This is a genomic window from Hamadaea tsunoensis DSM 44101 (assembly GCF_000428945.1).
Lineage (GTDB): Bacteria > Actinomycetota > Actinomycetes > Mycobacteriales > Micromonosporaceae > Hamadaea > Hamadaea tsunoensis.
On record NZ_AUAX01000020.1, the window covers coordinates 130,377 to 150,519 of the forward strand.

At 72.1% G+C, this 20,143-nt stretch carries 8 protein-coding genes; 6 read left to right on the forward strand and 2 right to left on the reverse strand.

Annotated features, from left to right (window positions below; translation table 11 throughout):
* Positions 1-88: 88 nt before the first annotated feature.
* From G401_RS48730 to G401_RS0127010, 4 genes are read left to right on the forward strand one after another with little or no spacing between them, the layout of a single operon-like run.
* Positions 89-5,050: a non-ribosomal peptide synthetase gene (locus G401_RS48730; protein ID WP_051367206.1), complete on the forward strand. Its 4,962-nt coding sequence runs from the start codon at positions 89-91 to the stop codon at positions 5,048-5,050.
* Positions 5,047-15,330 (forward strand): non-ribosomal peptide synthetase, encoded by a 10,284-nt coding sequence (locus G401_RS48735; protein ID WP_051367207.1) that lies wholly within the window; start codon positions 5,047-5,049, stop codon positions 15,328-15,330. Before G401_RS48730 ends, G401_RS48735 begins: the two co-directional genes overlap by 4 nt.
* Positions 15,327-15,692: a nuclear transport factor 2 family protein gene (locus G401_RS0127005; RefSeq protein WP_027344926.1), complete on the forward strand. Its 366-nt coding sequence runs from the start codon at positions 15,327-15,329 to the stop codon at positions 15,690-15,692. Before G401_RS48735 ends, G401_RS0127005 begins: the two co-directional genes overlap by 4 nt.
* A gap of 44 nt (positions 15,693-15,736) precedes the next feature.
* On the forward strand, positions 15,737-16,825 hold the full coding sequence (locus G401_RS0127010) for a branched-chain amino acid aminotransferase (protein WP_245601856.1): 1,089 nt from the start codon (positions 15,737-15,739) through the stop codon (positions 16,823-16,825).
* Positions 16,826-17,011: 186 nt separating this feature from the next.
* Here G401_RS0127010 and G401_RS0127015 read toward each other — a convergent pair whose 3' ends face one another.
* Positions 17,012-18,025, reverse strand: a complete 1,014-nt coding sequence (locus G401_RS0127015) for a hypothetical protein (RefSeq protein ID WP_027344928.1) — start codon at positions 18,023-18,025, stop codon at positions 17,012-17,014.
* Positions 18,026-18,136: 111 nt separating this feature from the next.
* Between G401_RS0127015 and G401_RS48740 the strand changes: the two genes are divergently transcribed.
* A complete protein-coding gene (locus G401_RS48740) occupies positions 18,137-18,667 on the forward strand; it encodes a hypothetical protein (protein WP_051367208.1) in 531 nt (176 codons plus the stop codon).
* Positions 18,668-18,725: 58 nt separating this feature from the next.
* On the forward strand, positions 18,726-19,337 hold the full coding sequence (locus tag G401_RS48745; RefSeq protein WP_051367209.1) for a C39 family peptidase: 612 nt from the start codon (positions 18,726-18,728) through the stop codon (positions 19,335-19,337).
* A 1-nt stretch (position 19,338) separates the two neighbouring features.
* Here the strand turns inward: G401_RS48745 and G401_RS0127030 are convergent, their stop codons facing one another.
* The gene (locus G401_RS0127030) at positions 19,339-20,118 is read right to left on the reverse strand and encodes an SGNH/GDSL hydrolase family protein (RefSeq protein ID WP_027344929.1); all 780 of its coding nucleotides are present in this window, start codon (positions 20,116-20,118) and stop codon (positions 19,339-19,341) included.
* Positions 20,119-20,143: the final 25 nt, after the last annotated feature.

The window sequence follows — 20,143 nt, forward strand, 5'->3', positions numbered from 1 at the left end:
AGCGAAAGTGGCTGTGACTATCGCGGAGCCGCCCGCGCTCCGATGGTGCGAACCCGAGGATACGCACGAGTATCCCCGTGACAGTACGGTGCACGCTCAGATCGAGATGTACGCGACGCGTACGCCGGACGCGACCGCGCTGATCTTCCACGGCGAACGGATCAGCTACGCCGCCCTCGACGCGGCCGCGAACCGGCTGGCCCATGTTCTCATCGAGGACGGCGTACGCCGGGGCGATCTCGTGGCCGTCTACGTTCCCCGGGGACCGGAGATGGTCGTCGGGATGCTGGCGGTCCTGAAGGCCGGCGCCGCCTACGTTCCGGCGGATCCGGCGTACCCGGTGAGCCGGATCGAGGGGCTGCTGGACCAGGCGGACCCGCGCACGATCCTGACGACGAAGGAACTCGGCAGGTCCCTCCACGACAGACGGACGCTGGACGTCGCCGACCCGCGAATCGCGAGCGCCGATCCGGCGAAGCCCGACGTGACCGTCGGGCCTACCGACGCCGCGTGCGTGATGTTCACGTCCGGGTCGACGGGGCGGCCGAAGGGGGCGGTGGGCGACCACCGGTCGATCCTGCGTACGTTCTGCGGCCAGGATTTCATGCAGCTGACCAGTGATCTCGTCTACCTGCAGGCGGCGCCGGTCTCGTGGGACGCGTGCGCGCTGGAGTTGTATCCGGCGCTGCTGCACGGGGCGGCCTGCGTGCTGCAGCCGGGGCAGAGTCCCGATCCGGCGCTCGTGGTCGAGCTGATCGAGACGCAGGGCGTGACGAGCCTGTTCCTGTCGGCCGGGCTGTTCGCCCTGCTGGCCGACCTGAACCCGGAGATCTTCGGGCGGCTGCGGCAGGTGGTCACCGGCGGTGACGTGCCGGTGCTCGCCCAGCTGCACAGGATCCGGCGGATGTACCCGGACCTGCGCATCGTCAACGGGTACGGGCCGGTCGAGAGCATGGTCGTGGCGAGCTGCCACCAGGTCGTGGCGGCCGATCTCGACGCGGTCACGCTGCCGATCGGCGTGCCGGTCGCGTACACGAGCGTGCATCTGCTCGACGACGAGTTGCGCGAGGTGCCCGCCGGCGAGCCCGGCGAGGTGTACATCGGCGGCGACGGGCTGGCCCAGGGGTATCTCGGGCAGCCGGGCGTCACCGCGACCCGGTTCGTCGCGTCGCCGTTCCACAGTGGAGGACGGCTCTACCGGACCGGGGACCTGGCGCTGCGGCGGGCGGACGGCGTACTGGAGTTCCTGGGGCGCTCGGACGACCAGGTGAAGATCCGGGGGTTCCGGGTCGAGCCGGGAGAGATCGAGGCCGTGGTGGCGAAGGCGCCCGGCGTCGCGGCGGTCAAGGTGATCGCGCGTGAGGACCGTCCGGGCGACAAGCGCCTCGTCGCCTACGTGGTCGGCGAGGATGTCGGCGGGGGCGTCGGCGGGGACCTGGACGCCGTACGCGCGTTCAGCGAGGAGCGGTTGCCCGCCTATCTCGTGCCCAGTGCCTTCGTACGCCTGGAAGCGTTGCCGCTCACCGCGAACGGCAAGGTCGACCGCAAGGCGCTGCCCGCGCCGGAGCTGCCGGCCGGCGAGCGGCGGGGGCCGCGGACCGGGCCGGAGGAGCTGCTGTGCGGGCTCTTCGGCGAGGTCCTCGGCCTGCCGGCGATCGGCATCGACGACCACTTCTTCCACCTGGGCGGGCATTCGCTGCTCGCCGCCCGCCTCATCAACCGGGTCCGTGCCACGTTCGGCGCGGAGCTGACCGTACGCGACCTGTTCGCCAGCCCCACCGTCGCCGACCTGGCCGGCCGCCTGGGTACGTCCCGGGGCAGCCGGCCGGCGCTGCGTTCCCTTTCACGGCCTCAAGGAGCTTCGATGATTCCCCTGTCCTTCGCCCAGCAGCGGCTGTGGTTCCTGAGCCGTCTGGAACACAGCCCGGCGTACAACGTGCCGGTCGCGGTCAACCTGCGCGGCCGGATCGACACCGCGGCCCTGCGTGCCGCCCTCGCCGACGTCGTCGCGCGCCACGAGGCGCTGCGTACGGTGTTCCCGGAACGGGACGGCGAGCCGTATCAGCAGATCGTGGACGACGCCCGGCCCGAGTGGATCGAGATCGACTGCGCCGCCGGCGAGGTCGACGACCTGATCCGGGACGCGTCGCGGTACGTGTTCGACCTGTCGGCCGAGCTGCCGCTGCGGGTCACCCTGCTGCGCAGCGCGCCCGACGAGCACGTGCTGCTCGTCGTCATGCACCACATCGTCAGCGACGGCTGGTCGATGAGCCCGCTGCTGCGCGACATCGCCGTCGCGTACGAGGCGCGCAGCCAGGGCGCGGCACCGGGCTGGGAGCCGCTGCCCGTCCAGTACGCCGACTACACCGTCTGGCACCGCGAACTGCTCGGCGACGCGGCCGATCCGGAGAGCCTGTCCAACCAGCAGCTCGCGTACTGGTCGAAGGCGCTGGACGCGCTGCCCGAAGAGGTCACGATCGCGCCCGACCACCCGCGCCCGGCCACGCCGAGCTACCAGGGTTCCGTCGTGCCGCTCGAATTCGACGTGGCGACCCACGGCGCCCTGCTCGACCTGGCCCGCCGCGAGCAGGTCACCCTGTTCATGATCCTGCAGGCGGCCCTGTCCGGCGTGATGAGCCGGCTCGGCGCCGGGCACGACATCGTCTTCGGCTCGCCGGTCGCCGGCCGGGTCGACGACGCGCTCGAAGACCTCGTCGGCTTCTTCGTGAACACCGTCGTGCTGCGTACCAACACTTCCGGGGATCCGACGTTCGCCGACCTGCTCGGCCGGGTACGCGAGACCGACCTGGCCGCGTACGCGCACCAGGACCTGCCGTTCGAGCGGATCGTCGAGGCGCTGAACCCGGCCCGTTCGCTGGCCCGGCATCCGCTGTTCCAGGTGATGCTGGTGCTGCAGAACAACGACGAGGCGTCGCTGGCCCTGCCGGACCTGGAGGTCACCAGCCGCCTGTCGGACACCGGGACCGCCAAGTTCGACCTGACCGTGGCGTTCTCCGAGATCCGCAACGCGCAGGGGGAGATCGCCGGGATCAGCGGTTCCTTCGAGTACGCGACCGACCTCTACGACCGCCGCACGATCGAGCTCGTCGCCCGCAGCATGGACATGGTCGTCCAGACCCTGGTGGCCGACCCGTCGGCCCGGCTGAGCAGCGTCGACCTGGTCCCGGCGGCCGAGCGTACGCAGTTGCTGGAGGTGTGGAGCGGTGCGACCCGGCCGGCGTCGGCACCGTCCACGATGCACGAGACGTTCGCCGCGCAGGCCGCCCGTACGCCGGGTGCCGTGGCGCTGATCGAGGGCAGCGTCCAGGTCACCTACGGCGAACTCGACGCGCGGGCCAACCGGCTCGCCCACCACCTGATCGCGGCCGGGGTACGCCGCGGCGACCTCGTCGGCGTCTACCTCGACCGCGGCGCCGAACTCGTCGTGGCGGTCCTCGCGATCGCCAAGGCCGGCGGCGCGTACACGCTGCTGGACACGAAGTATCCGGTCGAGCGGCTGGCCTCGGTCGTCAGCGACGCCGGGATCCGGACCGTGCTGAGCCGGCCGAAGGAGATGACCGAGCGCAACGCGTACACCCGGTGGTCCTGGCTGGACATCGCGGACCCGGAGGTCGGGCAGCGGCCGGTGTCCCCGCCGCTGGTCGAGGTGTCGCCCGCGGACGCGGTGTGCGTGATGTTCACGTCGGGCTCGACCGGGCGGCCGAAGGGCGTCGTGTCGTCGCACGAGTCGCTGGTGGCGACGTTCGTGGGGCAGGAGTTCGTGAAGTTCGGGCCGGACGAGGTCGTGCTGCAGTGCTCGCCGGTGTCCTGGGACGCGTTCGCGCTGGAACTGTTCGCGGCGCTGTTCTTCGGCGGCGCGTGCGTGCTGCAGCCGGGCCAGACGCCGGAGCCGGCCGTGATCGCGCACCTCGTGTCGCGGCACAAGGTGTCGACGCTGCACGTGTCGGCGAGCCTGCTGAACTTCCTGGTCGACGAGTACCCGACCGCCTTCACGGGGGTACGCCAGGTGATGACCGGCGGCGAGGCGGCCTCGGTCGCGCACATCCGCAAGCTGCTGGAGATCAACCCGGGGCTGCGCCTGGTGAACGGCTACTCGCCGGTCGAGTCGATGATCTTCACGGTGTTCCACGCGGTCACCCGCCCGGACACCGACGGCCGCTCGATCCCGGTCGGGAAACCCTTGCACGGCAAGCAGGTCTACGTCCTCGACGAGTTCCTGCAGATCGTGCCGGTCGGGGTGATCGGCGAGCTGTACATGGCGGGCGTCGGCCTCGCCCACGGCTATCTCGGCCAGTCCGGGCTGACCTCGTCCCGGTTCGTCGGCCACCCCTTCGCCGAGGGCGGCCGCATGTACCGCACCGGCGACCTGGTGCGCTGGCGTCCGGACGGCGTCCTGGAGTTCTGCGGGCGGGTCGACGACCAGGTGAAGATCCGGGGCTTCCGGGTCGAGCCCGGCGAGGTCGAGACCGTCATCGGCCGGTACGCGAGCGTCGGCGCGGTCGCCGTCATCGTCCGCGAGGACAAGCCGGGCGACCGGCGGCTCGTCGCGTACGTGGTGCCGGCCGGCGTGGACAGAATCGCGGCCACTGTGGACGTCGCCGGTCTCCGCGACCACGTGGCGGCGTGCCTGCCGGACTACATGGTCCCGTCGGCCTTCATGGTCCTCGACGGCCTGCCCCGCACGCCCAACGGCAAGCTCGACCGCAAGGCGCTGCCGGCCCCGGAGATCACCGCCTCGGCCGACGGCCGCCGTCCCCGCAACGAGCGCGAGCAGACGCTGTGCGACCTCTACTCCGAGATCCTCGGGGTGGCCGGGGTCGGCATCGACGACGACTTCTTCACCCTCGGCGGCCACTCGCTGCTCGTGACCCGCCTGATCAGCAAGGTACGCAAGGCGTTCGGCGTCGAGCTGACCATCCAGACCGTGTTCAGCGCGCGTACCGTCGCCAACCTCGTCGAGCAGCTCGACAACGCCGACAAGGCCCGTCCGGCCCTGCGTGCCCGAGCCCGGACGGAGTCCATGCGATGATCCCGGCGATCCCCCTCTCTTACGCCCAGCGCAGGCTCTGGTTCCTGCACCGGGTCGACCCCGGGACCGCGTACAACGTGGCGTTCACGTTGCGCGTCCGCGGAACCGTCGACGCGGACGCGCTGCGGGCCGCCCTCGGCGATCTGGCCGACCGGCACGAGGTGCTGCGCACGACCTTCCCGGAGCACGACGGCGAGCCCTGCCAGCAGATCCACGACGGCGTACGCCCGGAGCTCGGGCTCGTCTCGTGCACCGCGGACGAGCTGGACGGGGTGCTCGACGGGCTGGCCGGGCACGTCTTCGACCTCGGCGCGGAGATCCCGTTGCGGGCCCACCTCGTCGCGGTCTCCGGTCGCGACGCCACGGCGGGCACCGAGGACGACGGCGAGTACCGGCTCTGCCTGCTGCTGCACCACATCGCCGCGGACGGTTCCTCGCTGCGGCCGCTGATCGGCGACCTGACCGAGGCGTACCGCGCCCGGTCGGCCGGCGTGGCCCCGGACTGGGAACCCCTGCCGGTGCAGTACGCCGATTACACGCTGTGGCAGCAGGACGTGCTGGGCGACGAGGAGGATCCCGACAGCGTGGTCGCGCGGCAGCTCGACTACTGGCGCAAGAACCTGGCGGGGGTGGTCGACGAGCTGCCGCTGCCGGTCGACCGCTCCCGCTCGGCCCACACCGGCGAGGGCGGCGCGCTGTCCTCGGTCATCGTCGGGGCCGACGTGCACGCGGGGCTCGCCGCGCTCGCGTCGGCCACCGGGACCACTCTGTTCATGGTGCTGCAGGCGGCCGTGGCCACCCTGCTCACGCGGCTCGGCGGCGGTACCGACGTCCCGCTCGGCACCGCCGTCGCCGGCCGCGACGACGAGGCGCTCGAAGACCTCATCGGATTCTTCGTCAACACCGTCGTGCTGCGTACCGACACCTCGGGCGATCCGACGTTCCTGGAGCTGCTGGCCCGCGTGCGCGAGACCGACCTGGCCGCGCTCGCGCACGCCGACGTCCCGTTCGAGCGGATCGTCGAGGCGCTCAACCCGCCGCGCTCGCTCGCCCGGCATCCCCTCTTCCAGGTCATGTACGCCCTGCAGAGCCAGGCCGCCCAGTCCGCCGCGGAAGCCGAGCAGGACGCGTCCGGCGTACAGCTGGAGGTGATCCCGGTCCCGGCGACGTCGGCGAAGTTCGACCTGACCGTCGCCGTCTCGGAGATCCTGACGGCGTCCGGGGGACCGGACGGTCTCGTCGTCTCCTTCGAGTACGCCACCGGCGTGTTCGACGCCGCGACGATCGAGCGGATGCTCGCGTACTTCGTCGTGGTGATGCGCTCGATGATCGCCGGCCCGGAGCACCGGCTGAGCAGCGTCGAGCTGCTCCCGGCGGACGAGCGGGCGCTGCTGGTGGACCGGTGGAGCGGCGCCGCCGAGCCGGCCGCGCCACTGTCCACGGTGCACGAGACCGTCGCGCGGTGGGCGGCGGAGACCCCGGACGCGGTCGCCCTCGTCTTCGCCGACGAGCGCGTGACCTACCGGGAGCTGGACGAGCGGGCCAACCGGCTCGCCCATCACCTCCTCGGCAACGGGACGAGCAGAGGCGATCTCCTCGGCGTCTACCTCGACCGCAGCGTGGAACTCGTCGTCGCGCTGCTGGCCGTCGCCAAGGCCGGTGCCGCCTACACGCTGCTGGACACCAAGTACCCGGTCGAGCGCCTGGCCGCCGTCGTCGCCGACGCCCGCATCGGCACGGTGCTGAGCCGGCCGGCCGAGATGGCCGAGGTCCCGCCGGGCACCTGGAGCTGGCTGGACATCACGACGGAAAGCGACCGCGGTGATGCTCCACAGACGACGGTGAGCCCGGACGACGCCGTGTGCGTCATGTTCACCTCCGGCTCGACCGGCCGGCCGAAGGGCGTCGTCTCCTCGCACGGCTCGATGGTCGCCACGTTCCTGGAACAGGACTACGTACGCTTCGCGCCGGACGAGGTAGTCCTGCAGTGCTCGCCCGTCTCGTGGGACGCGTTCGCGCTGGAACTGTTCGCGGCGCTGTTCTTCGGCGGCACCTGCGTCCTGCAGCCCGGCCAGACTCCCGAGCCGGCCGTCATCGCCGACCTGGTCGAGGACCACAAGATCACGACCATGCACGTGTCGGCGAGCCTGCTCAACTATCTGGTCGACGAGCACCCGTCCCTGTTCGCCGGCGTACGCCAGGTGATGACCGGCGGCGAGGCGGCCTCGGTCGCGCACGTCCGCAAGCTGTTGGAGATCAATCCAGGGCTGCGGCTGGTGAACGGCTACTCGCCGGTCGAGTCGATGATCTTCACGGTGTTCCACCCGATCACCGCCGAGGACTGCGCCGGGCCCTCGATCCCGGTCGGGAAACCGTTGCGGGGCAAGCAGGTCTACGTGCTCGACGAGTTCCTGCAGATCGTGCCGCGCGGGGTGACCGGCGAGCTGTACATGGCCGGAGCCGGTCTCGCGCACGGTTACCGCGGTCAGCCCGGCCTGACGTCGGCCCGGTTCGTGGCCAACCCCTTCGCCGGTGGCTCCCCGTCGAGCACTGGCGAGCGCATGTACCGCACCGGCGATCTCGTCCGCTGGACGGCCGAGGGCGTGCTGGAGTTCTGCGGCCGCGCCGACGACCAGGTCAAGATCCGGGGCTTCCGGGTCGAGCCGGGCGAGGTGGAGACGGTCATCGGCCGCCACCCGTCGGTCCGGTCGGTCGCGGTCGTCGTCCGCGAGGACAAGCCGGGGGACAAGCGCCTGGTCGCGTACGTGGTCGGCCAGTCGACCGTGGACACGGCCGAGCTGCGGGCCCACACCACCCAGGCGCTGCCCGACTACATGGTGCCGGCCGCCTTCGTGGTGCTCGAACAGCTGCCCCGCACCCCCAACGGCAAGCTCGACCGCAGGGCGCTGCCGAAGCCCGACATCACCGCCGCCGGCCGCAAGCCGCGCAACCCCCGCGAGGAGATCCTCTGCGACCTCTACGCCGATCTCCTCGGCGTGCGCGGGGTCGGCATCGACGACGACTTCTTCGCCCTCGGCGGCCACTCCCTGCTCGCCGCCCGGCTCATCGGCCGGGCCCGCGAGCGGTTCGACCGCGAGATCACCATCAAGGCGCTCTTCGCCAACCCGACGCCGGGCGCGCTCGCCGCGTACCTGGAGAGCGCGGGCGGGCTGCGCCGCCGACCGCTGCGGCCGGCCGCCGTGCGCCCCGCACCCATGCCGCTCTCGTTCGCCCAGCGCGGCCTGTGGTTCCTGCACCGGGTCGAGCCGGGGACCGCGTACAACGTGGCGTTCTCGCTGCGGCTGCGCGGACCGCAGGACACCGCGGCCCTGACCGCCGCGCTCGGCGACCTGGCCGACCGGCACGAGGTCCTGCGTACCACCTTCCCGGAGCGTGGTGGCGAACCCTTCCAGCACCTTTCCGACGTACGCCCGGCCCTGGCACTCCTGCGTTGCGCGAAAGGAGAGCTGGACGAGGTGCTCGACGGGCTGGCCGGGCACGTCTTCGACCTCGGGACCGAGATCCCGTTCCGGGCCGCCTTGGTCTCGCTGTCCGACGACGAGCACCGGCTGTTCCTGCTGATGCACCACATCGCCGCCGACGGCTGGTCGATGCGGCCGATGATCGACGACCTGACCCGCGCGTACGCCGCCCGCCGGTCCGGCCGGAGTCCCGAGTGGACCGCCCTGCCCGTCCAGTACGCCGACTACACCCTCTGGCAGAACGACGTGCTGGGCGAGGGCACGGACGAAGGATCGGAGCAGCTCGCGTACTGGAAGGACAGGCTCGCCGGACTGCCCGAGGAGATCGAGCTGCCCGCGGACCGGCCCCGGCCGGCCGAGCGGGACGGCCGGGGCGAGACGGTCGTGCACCGGCTGAGCCCGGAGCTGCACGCGCGCCTGCTGGAGATCACCCGCTCGGAGCAGGTGACGACCTTCATGGTGGTGCAGGCGCTGACCGCCGCGCTGCTGGCCCGGATGGGCGCCGGCACCGACGTCCCGCTCGGTACGCCGACCGCGGGCCGCAGCGATCCGGCGCTGGACGACCTCGTCGGCTACTTCGTGAACACGCTGGTGCTGCGCACCGATCTCGGCGGCGACCCGTCGCTGCGGGAACTGCTGCGCCGGGTGCGTACGGCGACGATCGACGCGTTCGCCCACCAGGAGGCGCCGTTCGAGCGGGTTGTCGAGGAGCTGAACCCGACCCGCGTCCTCGGCCGGCACCCGCTGTTCCAGGTCATGGTCGCGCTGCAGAACAACGAGGCGGTCGGAGACGGGGACGGGGACGGGATCGAGCTGCGGGCCGTCGCGACCGGCACGGCGAAGTTCGACCTGAGCGTCGACTTCCTGGACCGGCGGGACGAGAGCGGCGCCCCGGCGGGCCTCGACGTCTACTGGGAGTACGCGACCGACCTGTTCGACCGCGGCACGGTCGCCGGGCTGGCCGCGCGGTTCGAGCGGTTCGCCACCGAGGCCGTCGCGGATCTCGATCGCCCGGTGCTGGCCGCCGAGGTCCTGACCGCCGCCGAGCTGCACCACGCCCTGGTCGAGGTGAACGACACCGCCGGCGAACTCCCCGCGACCACGATCGACGCCCTCGTGCGCGCCCGGGTCGCGGAGCATCCCGACCGGACGGCCCTGATCGACGCGGACGGGACGACGCTGACCTACGCCGAACTCGACGAAGCGGCCCGCAACCGGGCGGGCCTGCTCGCCGCTTTCGGCGCCGGACCGGACACGGTCGTCGGCATAGCCGTCCCCCGCGGCCGGGAGTCGATCGTCGCGATCCTCGCCACCGTGTACGCGGGCGCGGCGTACGTGCCGCTCGATCCGGAACTCCCGGCCGACCGGATCGCGTATCTGCTGGGCGACGCGGAACCAGTGTGCATTTTGACCACCGCCGAACTGGCCCCGCTCTTCGACGGCCGGCCGGTCGTCGCGATCGACGTCCCGACCTCGTCCATAGTGGAGGCAACGCTGCGTCCGGCGAGCCCGGACGACGGCGTCTACCTGCTCTACACCTCCGGCTCGACCGGGCGGCCGAAGGGCGTCCTGACCTCGCATCGGGCGCTGGTCAACCAGCTCACCTGGCGGCAGGACTTCTACGGCCTCACCCCGGCCGACCGGATGGTCCACAAGACGGCCGCCGGATTCGACGTCGCCGTGCTGGAGGTCTTCTGGCCGCTGACCGCCGGGGCCGCCGTCGTCGTCGCGAAGCCGGGCGGGCACCGGGATCCGGCGTACCTGGCCGGGCTCATCGCCGAGCACGGCGTCACGGTCGCCGACTTCGTGCCGGCGCTGCTGGACGCTTTCCTGCGCGAACCGGCCGCCGCCGCGTGCACGTCGCTGCGCCGGCTCTTCTCCGGCGGCGAGGCGCTCACCGCGGACCTGGCGGCCCGGTGCCGCTCGACGTTCGGCGTACCGCTGCACAACGCGTACGGGCCGACCGAGGCGGCGGTGGACGTCACGCAGTTCACCTGCGACGAGCGGCTGGGCGCCACTGCCGGCGGCACCGTCCCCATCGGACGGCCGAACCGCAACGTCCGCGTGTACGTCCTCGACGAGCGGCTGCGGCCGGTGGCCCCGGGCCGCCCCGGCGAGCTGTACCTCGCCGGTCCCCAGATCGCCCGCGGCTACCACCGCCGGCCCGGCCTCACCGCGTCGCGGTTCGTCGCCGATCCGTTCCCTGCCGATCCGTTCGCAGCCGGCACGGCCCCCGGCCGCATGTACCGCACGGGCGACGTGGTCCGCTGGCGGCAAGGGGAACTGGAATACCTCGGCCGTACCGACACCCAGGTCAAGATCCGCGGCGTACGCGTCGAGCCCGGCGAGGTCGAAGCCGTCCTCGCCGAGCACCCGGCCCTGACCGGTGCCGTGGTGACGGTACGCGACGAGCGGCTGGTCGCCTACCCGGTCGGCGCGCCGGTCGCCGAGGACGAACTGCGGGCCTTCCTGGCCGAGCGGCTCCCGGACCACATGGTGCCGCAGAGTTACGTGACGATCGACGCGATCCCCGTGACTCCCAACGGAAAGGTGGACTACCGGGCGCTTCCCGCTCCGGTCGTGGGGACCGGCAGGGCCGCGCGTACGCCGCAGGAGGAGATCCTCTGCGGGCTCTACGCCGAGCTGCTGAACGCCGCGCCGGTCGGGGCCGACGACAACTTCTTCGCCCTCGGCGGCCACTCCCTGCTGGCGGTACGCCTCATCAACCGCGTACGCGAATCGCTCGGGGCGGAGCTGGACGTCCGGGACATCTTCCGGGCACCGACCCCGGCCGGCCTGGCGACGCGACTGGACCAGGCCGGCGGGCGTACGCGTCCCCGGCTGGCCGTCGCCGCCCGGCCGGACCGGCTGCCGCTGTCGCACGCCCAGCAGCGGCTGTGGTTCCTGCACCAGATGGAGCCGAGCGCCGCGTACACGATGGCGACGGCGCTGCGGCTGCGCGGGCCGTGGCACGGCGACGCGCTGCGGGCCGCTCTCGGTGACCTGGTCGAGCGGCACGAGCCGTTGCGGACGGTCTACCCGCAGGTCGACGGCGAACCGGTCCAGCTCGTCCGGGCCGCCGCGGACGCCGTCCCGCACTGGTCCGAAGTGGACTGTACGCCGGACCGGCTGGCCGAGGCGGTCGGCGACGCGGCCGGGCACGTGTACGACCTCGCCACCGACAGCCCCTTGCGGGCCCGGGTCCTGCGGCTGGGTGCGGAGGATCACGTGCTGGTCCTCGTCCTGCACCACATCTGCGCCGACGGCTGGTCGATGGGACCGCTGCTGACCGACCTCGCGACCGCGTACGCGGCCCGGCTGGACGGCACGGCACCCGTCTTCGAACCGCTCCCGGTGCAGTACGCCGACTACACCCTCTGGCAGCGCGAGATGCTGGGCGACGCGGCCGATCCCGAGTCGCAGCAGAGCGCGCAGCTGCGCTACTGGCGGGAGCAGCTCGCCGACCTGCCCGACCAGCTCAGCCTGCCGGTCGACCGGCCGCGCCCGGCCACTCCCACGGGAGCCGGCGCGACCTTCGAGGCGGTCATCCCCGCCGGGCTGCACGCGGCGCTGGCCGAGCTGGCCCGGTCCCGGCAGGTGACCCTGTTCATGCTGCTCCAGGCGGCCGTCGCGGGCCTGCTGACCAAGCTCGGCGCGGGCGAGGACATCCCGCTCGGCTCGGTCGTCGCCGGGCGTACCGACGCGGAACTCGACGAGCTCGTCGGCTTCTTCGTCAACACCCTGGTCCTGCGGACCGACACCAGCGGCGATCCGACGTTCACCGATCTGCTGGCCCGCGTACGCGAGACGGACCTGGCGGCCCTGTCCCACCAGGACCTTCCCTTCGACCAGCTCGTCGAGGAGCTGAACCCGATCCGCTCGCTGGCCCGCCACCCGCTCTTCCAGGTGATGCTGGTCCTGCAGAACACCGGCGGCGACAGCACGTTCACGCTGCCCGGGCTGGACGTCGACTTCGAGCGGATCGGCCAGACCGGCGCGAAGTTCGACCTGACGATGGTCCTGTCCGAGAACCACGGCGAGGACGGCACCCCGCAGGGCATCCACGCCGCCTTCGAGTACGCCACCGACCTCTTCGACGACGCCACCGTCGAAACGATCGCCGCAAGACTCACCATGCTCCTGCAAGCCGTCACGTCCAACCCCGGAATCAAGCTGTCCGAAGTGGACGTCATCGGTCCCGAGGAACGCCGCCGGCTCCTCGACGACTGGCAAGGCAACTGGAGGGAATACGACGTTACGCGTACTATATGCGCTTTGATCGAAGCGCAACCCTCCAGCGCGCTGGCCGTGGCCGACGATCTGACAAGGCTGAGCTACGCGGAGCTGAACGGGCGCGCGAACCAGGTGGCCCGCTGCCTGAAGGGCGCCGGAGTCGAACCCTCCACAGTGGTGGGAGTCTGCCTGGACCGCGGCGTGGACATGGTGGTCGCGATGCTCGGCATCCTCAAGGCCGGCGCCGCCTACGCGCCGCTGGACCCGACGTATCCGGCGGATCGGCTGGCCTTCCTCATCGAGGACACGGCGATGCCCCTCGTCGTGACGAACACCGCGCGAGCCGACCTGCTGCCGGACGGGATGGCCCGCCTCCGGCTGGAGGACACCGCGGCTGCCGCGGACACGAGGATCGACGAGTCGACGCCGGACGGGGTCGCCTACGTGATCCACACATCGGGTTCGACCGGAACTCCCAAGGGCGTGGTCGTCCGGCACCGCACCCTGACCGACATGTGCTTCGACCATGCCGAGCGCTATGCGCTCACGTCGGCCGACCGCACCTCGCAGGTCGCCTCGCAGGGCTTCGACGCCACAGTCTGGGAGATCTGGCCCTACCTGTGCGCAGGAGCCTCGGTACACCTACCCGCCCAGCAGACCCTCGACGACGCGGACGCCCTGCTGGACTGGATCGTCGAGAAGCGGCTGACCTGCTGCTTCCTGCCGACCCCACGGTTGGAGCTGCTGCTCGACGATCCGCGATGGGAGAAGTCCGCGCTGCGCTGGCTGTTCACCGCCGGCGACGTCCTGCGCCGCACGCCCGGCCGTGACCTGCCCTTCACGCTGATGAACCTCTACGGCCCGACCGAGTTCACGGTCGTCGCCTCCGGTTGCGCGGTGGAGGCCGGCGGGAAGGGCCTGCCGCCGATCGGGCGGCCGGTGGCCAACTCGGACCTGCTCGTGCTCGACGGCGCGCTGCGGCCGGTTCCGGTCGGCGTAGCGGGGGAGTTGTACCTGGCGGGCTCGGGCACGGCCGCCGGTTATCTCGGCCGCCACGGCCTCACCAGCACCCGGTTCGTCGCCAACCCCTTCGCGCGTACGCCGGGGGAGCGGATGTACCGCACCGGCGACATCGTGAAGTGGCGGCCGGACGGGCAGCTGTCGTTCCTCGGCCGCCTCGACAACCAGGTGAAGATCCGGGGCATCCGGATCGAGCTGGGGGAGATCGAGTCGGTCCTCGGCCGCCATCCGGCCGTACGCCAGGCGGTCGTCCTCGTCGTCACGGCCGGCCCGGAACCGGCCGGTGGCGTCCAGCGGCTGGCGGCGTACGTGGCCGCGGATCCGGCGGCGCCGGACGTCTCGGCGGCCGAGCTGCGGCGGCACTGCGGTGCGCTGCTGCCCGACTATCTCGTCCCGGCCGCGTTCGTCATCGTCGACGACCTGCCGCTGACCCTCAACGGCAAGCTCGACCGGCGGGCACTGCCGGAACCGGAGTGGGGAGCGGGCGGGACCGGCCGCGACCCGCGTACGCCGGTCGAGAAGGCGCTGACGGAGATCTTCGCCGAGACGCTGGGCCTGCCCCGGGTGACGATCGACGACAGCTTCTTCGACCTCGGCGGGCACTCGCTGCTGGCGACGAAGATGATCAGCCGGATCCGGCGGGAGCTCGGCGGCACCGTCGGCATCCGTACGCTGTTCGCCGCGCCGACCCCGGCCCTGCTCGCCGAGCAGCTGGACGGCGCCGGCACGGACGCCGACGCCCTCGCGGTCCTCGTGCCGCTGCGCGCGTCGGGCTCGCGTACGCCGCTGTTCTGCGTGCACCCGGCGGCCGGGACGAGCTGGGTCTACTCGGGACTGCTCCGCCACCTCGGCCCGGACCAGCCGCTCTACGGCCTGCAATCGCGGGGGTTCACGGCGGCGGACCCGGTGACCCCGGACATCGGGGCGATCGCCGCGGACTACGTGGCCGAGATCCGGACGGTGCGGCCGCACGGCCCCTACCGCCTGCTCGGCTGGTCCTTCGGCGGGGTCGTCGCCCACGCGATGGCCGCCGCGCTGGAGGCGGCGGGCGAGCGGGTGGAACTGCTCGCGATCCTGGACGGCTACCCCGCCGTACGCGATGCCGGGGCGGTCCCGCTGGCCGCCGACGATCCCGTGTCGCTGCGGGCCCTGCTCGACTCCGTGGGCGTCGACGCGCCGGTCGCCTCCCGGGCGGAGTTCCTCGCGCTCGCCGCCGCGCCGGACAGCCCGTTCGCGGTGCTGGGGGCGGAGGGCATCGCCGCGCTGCCGGCCGTGTTCGCCGGGAACGGCAACGCGATGTCCACATACGACAGCGGAACGTTCGGCGGTGACGTGCTCTTCGTCGCCGCGACCGGCGACCCCGGCGAACGGCCCGACCCGGCGGCGTGGCGCGGCCACGTCGGCGGCCGGCTCACCGTCCACGAGGTCGCGTGCCGCCACGGCGACATGCTCCAGCCGGGCCCGCTGGCGCGGATCGCCCCGCTGATCACCGAAGCCCTTGCACCGCAAGCTCTTCACCGAAATCCTGAAGGAGGAAACCGATGAGCACGCCCGACTCCGGTGAGACCCTGGTCCGCCGCTACTACGCCTGCGTCGACGCCGGAGACGTGGCCGGCCTGGTCGCGCTGTTCGAACCGGACGCCGTCTACTGCCGGCCCGGCTACCCGCGGATGAACGGGCACGCCGAGATGGCCGCCTTCTACAGCAGCGGCCGCAAGTTCCGCAGCGGCAGCCACGACTTCACGGCCATCCTCGACACGGGCGGCCACGTGGCCGTGCACGGGGAGTTCCACGGCGAACTGCACGACGGTACGCCGATGGACCTGCGCTTCGCGGACTTCTTCGAACTCGGCGACGCGGGACTGTTCTCGCGCCGCGACACGTACTACTTCGCACCGCTCGGCTGAATCTTCCGAATGAGTTGTTCCCTTTGACCGACAGGAGACCTGACATGACCGCTGTTGCCGAACCCATGACGGCCGTCCACCCCGGCGGCCGGCCCAGCAAGGCGATGGCCAACCCGGGCCACGGCGACGCGTTCACCGACCACATGGTGACGGCGTACTGGACCAGAGAGGCGGGCTGGGGTCCGGCCCGGCTCGGCGCGCTGGAGAACCTCACGATCCACCCGGGAATGATCGGGCTGCACTACGCGCAGGTGGTGTTCGAGGGGCTCAAGGCCTTCGTCCAGGCGGACGGGTCGATCGCGGCGTTCCGCCCGCGGGCCAACGCCGCCCGCTTCGCCCGCTCCGCCGCCCGCCTGGCGATGCCGGAGGTCGGAGAGGCGATGTTCCTGCGGGCGGTCGAGGACGTCGTGCGTGCCGACGCCGACTGGCTGCACGACAACCCGCGGCACACCCTCTACCTGCGACCGCTGCTGTACGCGAGCGAGAACAACCTGATGCTGCGGGCGTCCAACGAGTACACGTTCCTGATGATGGCGTTCCTCGCGGGCGGCTTCTTCGGCGACGCGGTCGAGCCGGTACGCGTACTGGTCAGCCGCGACTTCACCCGGGCGGTTCCGGGCGGCACCGGGAACGTGAAGTGCGCGGCGAACTACGGGCCGTCGCTGCTGGCCCAGCGGCAGGCGCACGAGGCGGGCTGCGCGCAGGTGGTCTGGCTCGACGCGGCCGAGCACCGGTACGTGGAGGAGATGGGCGGCATGAACCTCTTCTTCGTCCGCGGTTCCGGCTCCTCGGCGACCCTGGTGACCCCGCAGCTCACCGGTACGCTGCTGCCCGGCAACACCCGCAGCAGCCTGCTGACGATCGCGGGGCTGGAGGGCCACGCGGTGAGCGAGGAGCGCATCACGGTCGACCAGTGGCGGGCCGAGTGCGCGGCCGGGACGATCACCGAGGTGTTCGCGTGCGGCACGGCGGCCGTCGTCACCCCCGTCGGCGCGGTACGCGACCGCGACGGCGACTTCGCCATCGGCGACGGCGCGATGGGCCCGATCACGAAGAAGCTGCGCACGGCGCTGCTCGACATCCAGCACGGCCGCCGCCCCGACCCGGACAACTGGCTGCACCCGATCTGCTGATCCCCAACCCCCGCCCCCAACCTCACCCCCCACCCCCAAGATCCCGCTTGGATCAGGAAAATCACCCGAATCTTGGCCCAAGATTACGTGGCGATCCCTGATCCAAGCGGGATCTTGGCCGTTGCCCGGCCGGCGGTCAGGGCCGGCGATCGGGCTGGCGGTCGGGCTGGTGGTCAGGGCTGGTGGTCAGGGCTGGTCCTGCTCGGGGTCGGGCGTGGTCCAGGCTTCGGGACGGCAGTCGGCGCCGGCCGGTTCGATCGCGGGCGCGGCCTTCCGGCGGCGTCGCGTACCCCGGTCGAGCAGCGAGCGGAGCGGGCGTTTCGGCGCAGGGGGCAGGTCGGCCACCGGCTCGGGCCGCTGCGCCGCGACGACGGCCGCCGCGCCGACCGTCAGCGTCAGCAGCTCGTCCAACTGCTCGGGCGAGGCCACCTCGGCCAGCTCGGTGAACTTCTCGCGGGCCAGGCCCACGGTCGCGTCGAGCCAGGCCCACGCCTCGGCCACCATCAGATCGGCGCCGAGCGGCGCGTACTTGTCCAGCGCCTCGGCTGCCAGCAGCGTCGCGGCCGGGCACTGCGCGACCGGCTCGCCGGCCAGGGTCCACGCGGCGACGCTCGCTATCCGCAGGCTGATGGACACCGAGTACGCGGGCGCGAGGAAATGGTGCACGAGGGCCCGGCCGGTCAGCCGCACGATGCGCTCGGCCAGTTCGTCGGCGAGGCCGTCCACGGTCAGCTCGACCTCGGCGATCCGGGAGGTGCCCCGGCCGATCAGGCGGGTCGCGTCGTCGAGGACGTCCGCGAGCAGGGCCAGCGTCTCGGCGAGGGACCGGCCGAACGTGGGCAGTTCCCGCGTACCGGGTTCGTCGTACTGGGCCGCCCATCGGCGGACGAGCACGGCGGTGGTGCCGGTGGCCGTCGCGGGGCGTGGCCGCCGTCCGGCCGTCATCCGGCAGCGCAGCACCGTACGCGCCCCGGTGGATTCCCGTTCGGCCCGGGTCGGTACGCCGGTTACCGGGGTCAGGTCGCCGTCGGGGTCGCAGTACCGGCAGGTCGGGCCGTCGACGACCACGCGGACGGTGGAGCCGGCGGCCTCCACGAGATACCAGGTGTCGCAACCGCCGACGTCGTAGGTCTTCGGGCAGTGCGCGACCGCCACGACCCGACCGTCGAGGGCGTACGCATGCGAATCGATCAACGACATACCGGCAGTGTGATTCACCGTGTCCACGACCGCCAGGTACGCCGCGCGGGCATCCTGAACTCGGCATACTGGTGGCTTGGCCGGGACCCGCACGAGTTGGGGCGATATTTCATGGCGATTCCGATGTGGCTGCTCGACATCGACGGCGTGATCAACGCGCTGGCCGACGAACCGCCCGCGTCCGTCTGGCCCGCCGATCAGTGGATCACCACGACCGCCCGCAGTGCCGGGGATCTGGAGTGGCCGCTGCAGGCCGCCCGGCCCGTGCTCGACTTCCTGCGCGAGGTGCACCGGTCCGGCCGGGCCGAGATCCGCTGGCACACCGGCTGGCAGCACTACGCCGGCAACGTGTCCGCCGCGCTCGACCTGCCCGCCTGGCCGATCCTCGACTGCCCCGAGTACGCGTCGGCGCCGCTCGGCGTACCGCTGACGGAGGCGGCGGAGCCGTGGTGGAAGCTGCCCGCGGCGCAACGGGTCGCGGACTCGGGCCGGGCGCTGCTGTGGACCGACGACGACGCCCTGCGCCAGGGTGCCGCCATCGAGGGGGCCCTGATCATCGCGCCCGACGAGGAGACCGGCCTGACGCCGTCCCAGCTGCGCCTCATCGACACGTGGCTGAATGCGAGGGGTATCGCCATATAGGGATGTGTGGATGTAAATTCCTTTCAGGATTTCACCGATCTCTGAAAGGGGTTTACCGATGGCGCTCCACCCCCTGCGCCGCGGGCTCGCCGCGACCGCCCTGTCCGCCCTCGCGGTCCTGGTCGTCGGCCTGGCCGGGCCGACCGCCGCCCACGCCGCGACCGCCAACACCCTCACGAGCTACACGTTCCAGGCGCAGAGCACCTCCTACTGGTGCGGTCCCGCCGCGACCCGGCTCGCGCTCACGGCCCGGGGGTACGCCCCGGCGCAGAGCACGCTCGCGAACGCGCTGCCGACCGACACGAACGGGACCGACTCGATCACGCAGGTGATGCGGGTGCTCAACAGCTACGCGAACGTCAACAACTGGTACGAGCACAAAGTGATCAACAGCAACAGCGCGGCCGAGCAGAACCTGCTCCAGTACGACATCACGTTCGACATCGACCGGGGCTACGTGCTGGTGCTCAACGTGCGGGGCGGGCGTACCGACACCGCGGGCGTCTACCACAACTATCCGGGCGGGCACTACCTCACGGTCGTCGGCTACAGCAGCTCCGGCGCGTACGCGGTGATCGAGGACGTCGCCCTCGGCAGCGGGCACCGGTACACGATGAGTCTCGCGAACGTGGCGTGGTGGGTCTGGTCGACGACCGGCTACACGGCTTGATCTACACGGCCTGATCCGCGCCGGTCACCGGGGTCGGCACCGGCCGCTTGGCCGTGATGCCGTCCCCGGACGACTCGCCCCGGGCGTGCCGGACGATCCACGGCACGAAATGCCCGCGCAGCCAGGCGCCCTCCGCCGCGAGCGCGCCCCACGGCGTACGGCGGGGGGCGGGCGGGAGCGGCTGCGTCCACGTGTCGTCGAACCCGGGCAGCCCCGCCGCCCAGGCGAGGGCCCGGCCGATCCGCTCGTGCCCGGCGCTGTTGGCGTGCAACCGGTCCAGGCTCCACAGCCGGGGATCGCCGGCCACCTCATGGGCGCCGAGATCGAGCAGGATCGCCCCCGTCCGGGCACTGACCTCCCGCAGCCGGGCGTTGTACGCCGCGAACCGGCCCCGCAACGGCCGGGCCAGGGGCATGACGCGTACCGGGTCGGGCATGGTGAACGTGATCACGGTGGCGCCGCCGGCGATCAGGGCCGCCTGCATCTGGCCGATCTGCCCGGTCACCTCGTCGGCGTCGAACTTCGGCCGCAGCATGTCGTTGACCCCGGAGACCACGGTCGCGAGATCCGGCCGGAGGTCCAGCGCCACCGGCAGCTGCTCCTGGCGGATCTCGGCGGTCAAGCGGCCGCGGACGGCGAGATTGGCGTACTCGAGACCGGGATGGGCGGCGGCCACGTGCCCGGCGAACCGGTCGGCCCAGCCCCGGTAGCCGCCCCGGCCGTCCGGATCGTCCAGGCCCTCGGTCGTGCTGTCGCCGATCGCCACGTACCTCGTCCACATGACGGGCAAGAGTACTGCGGCGGGA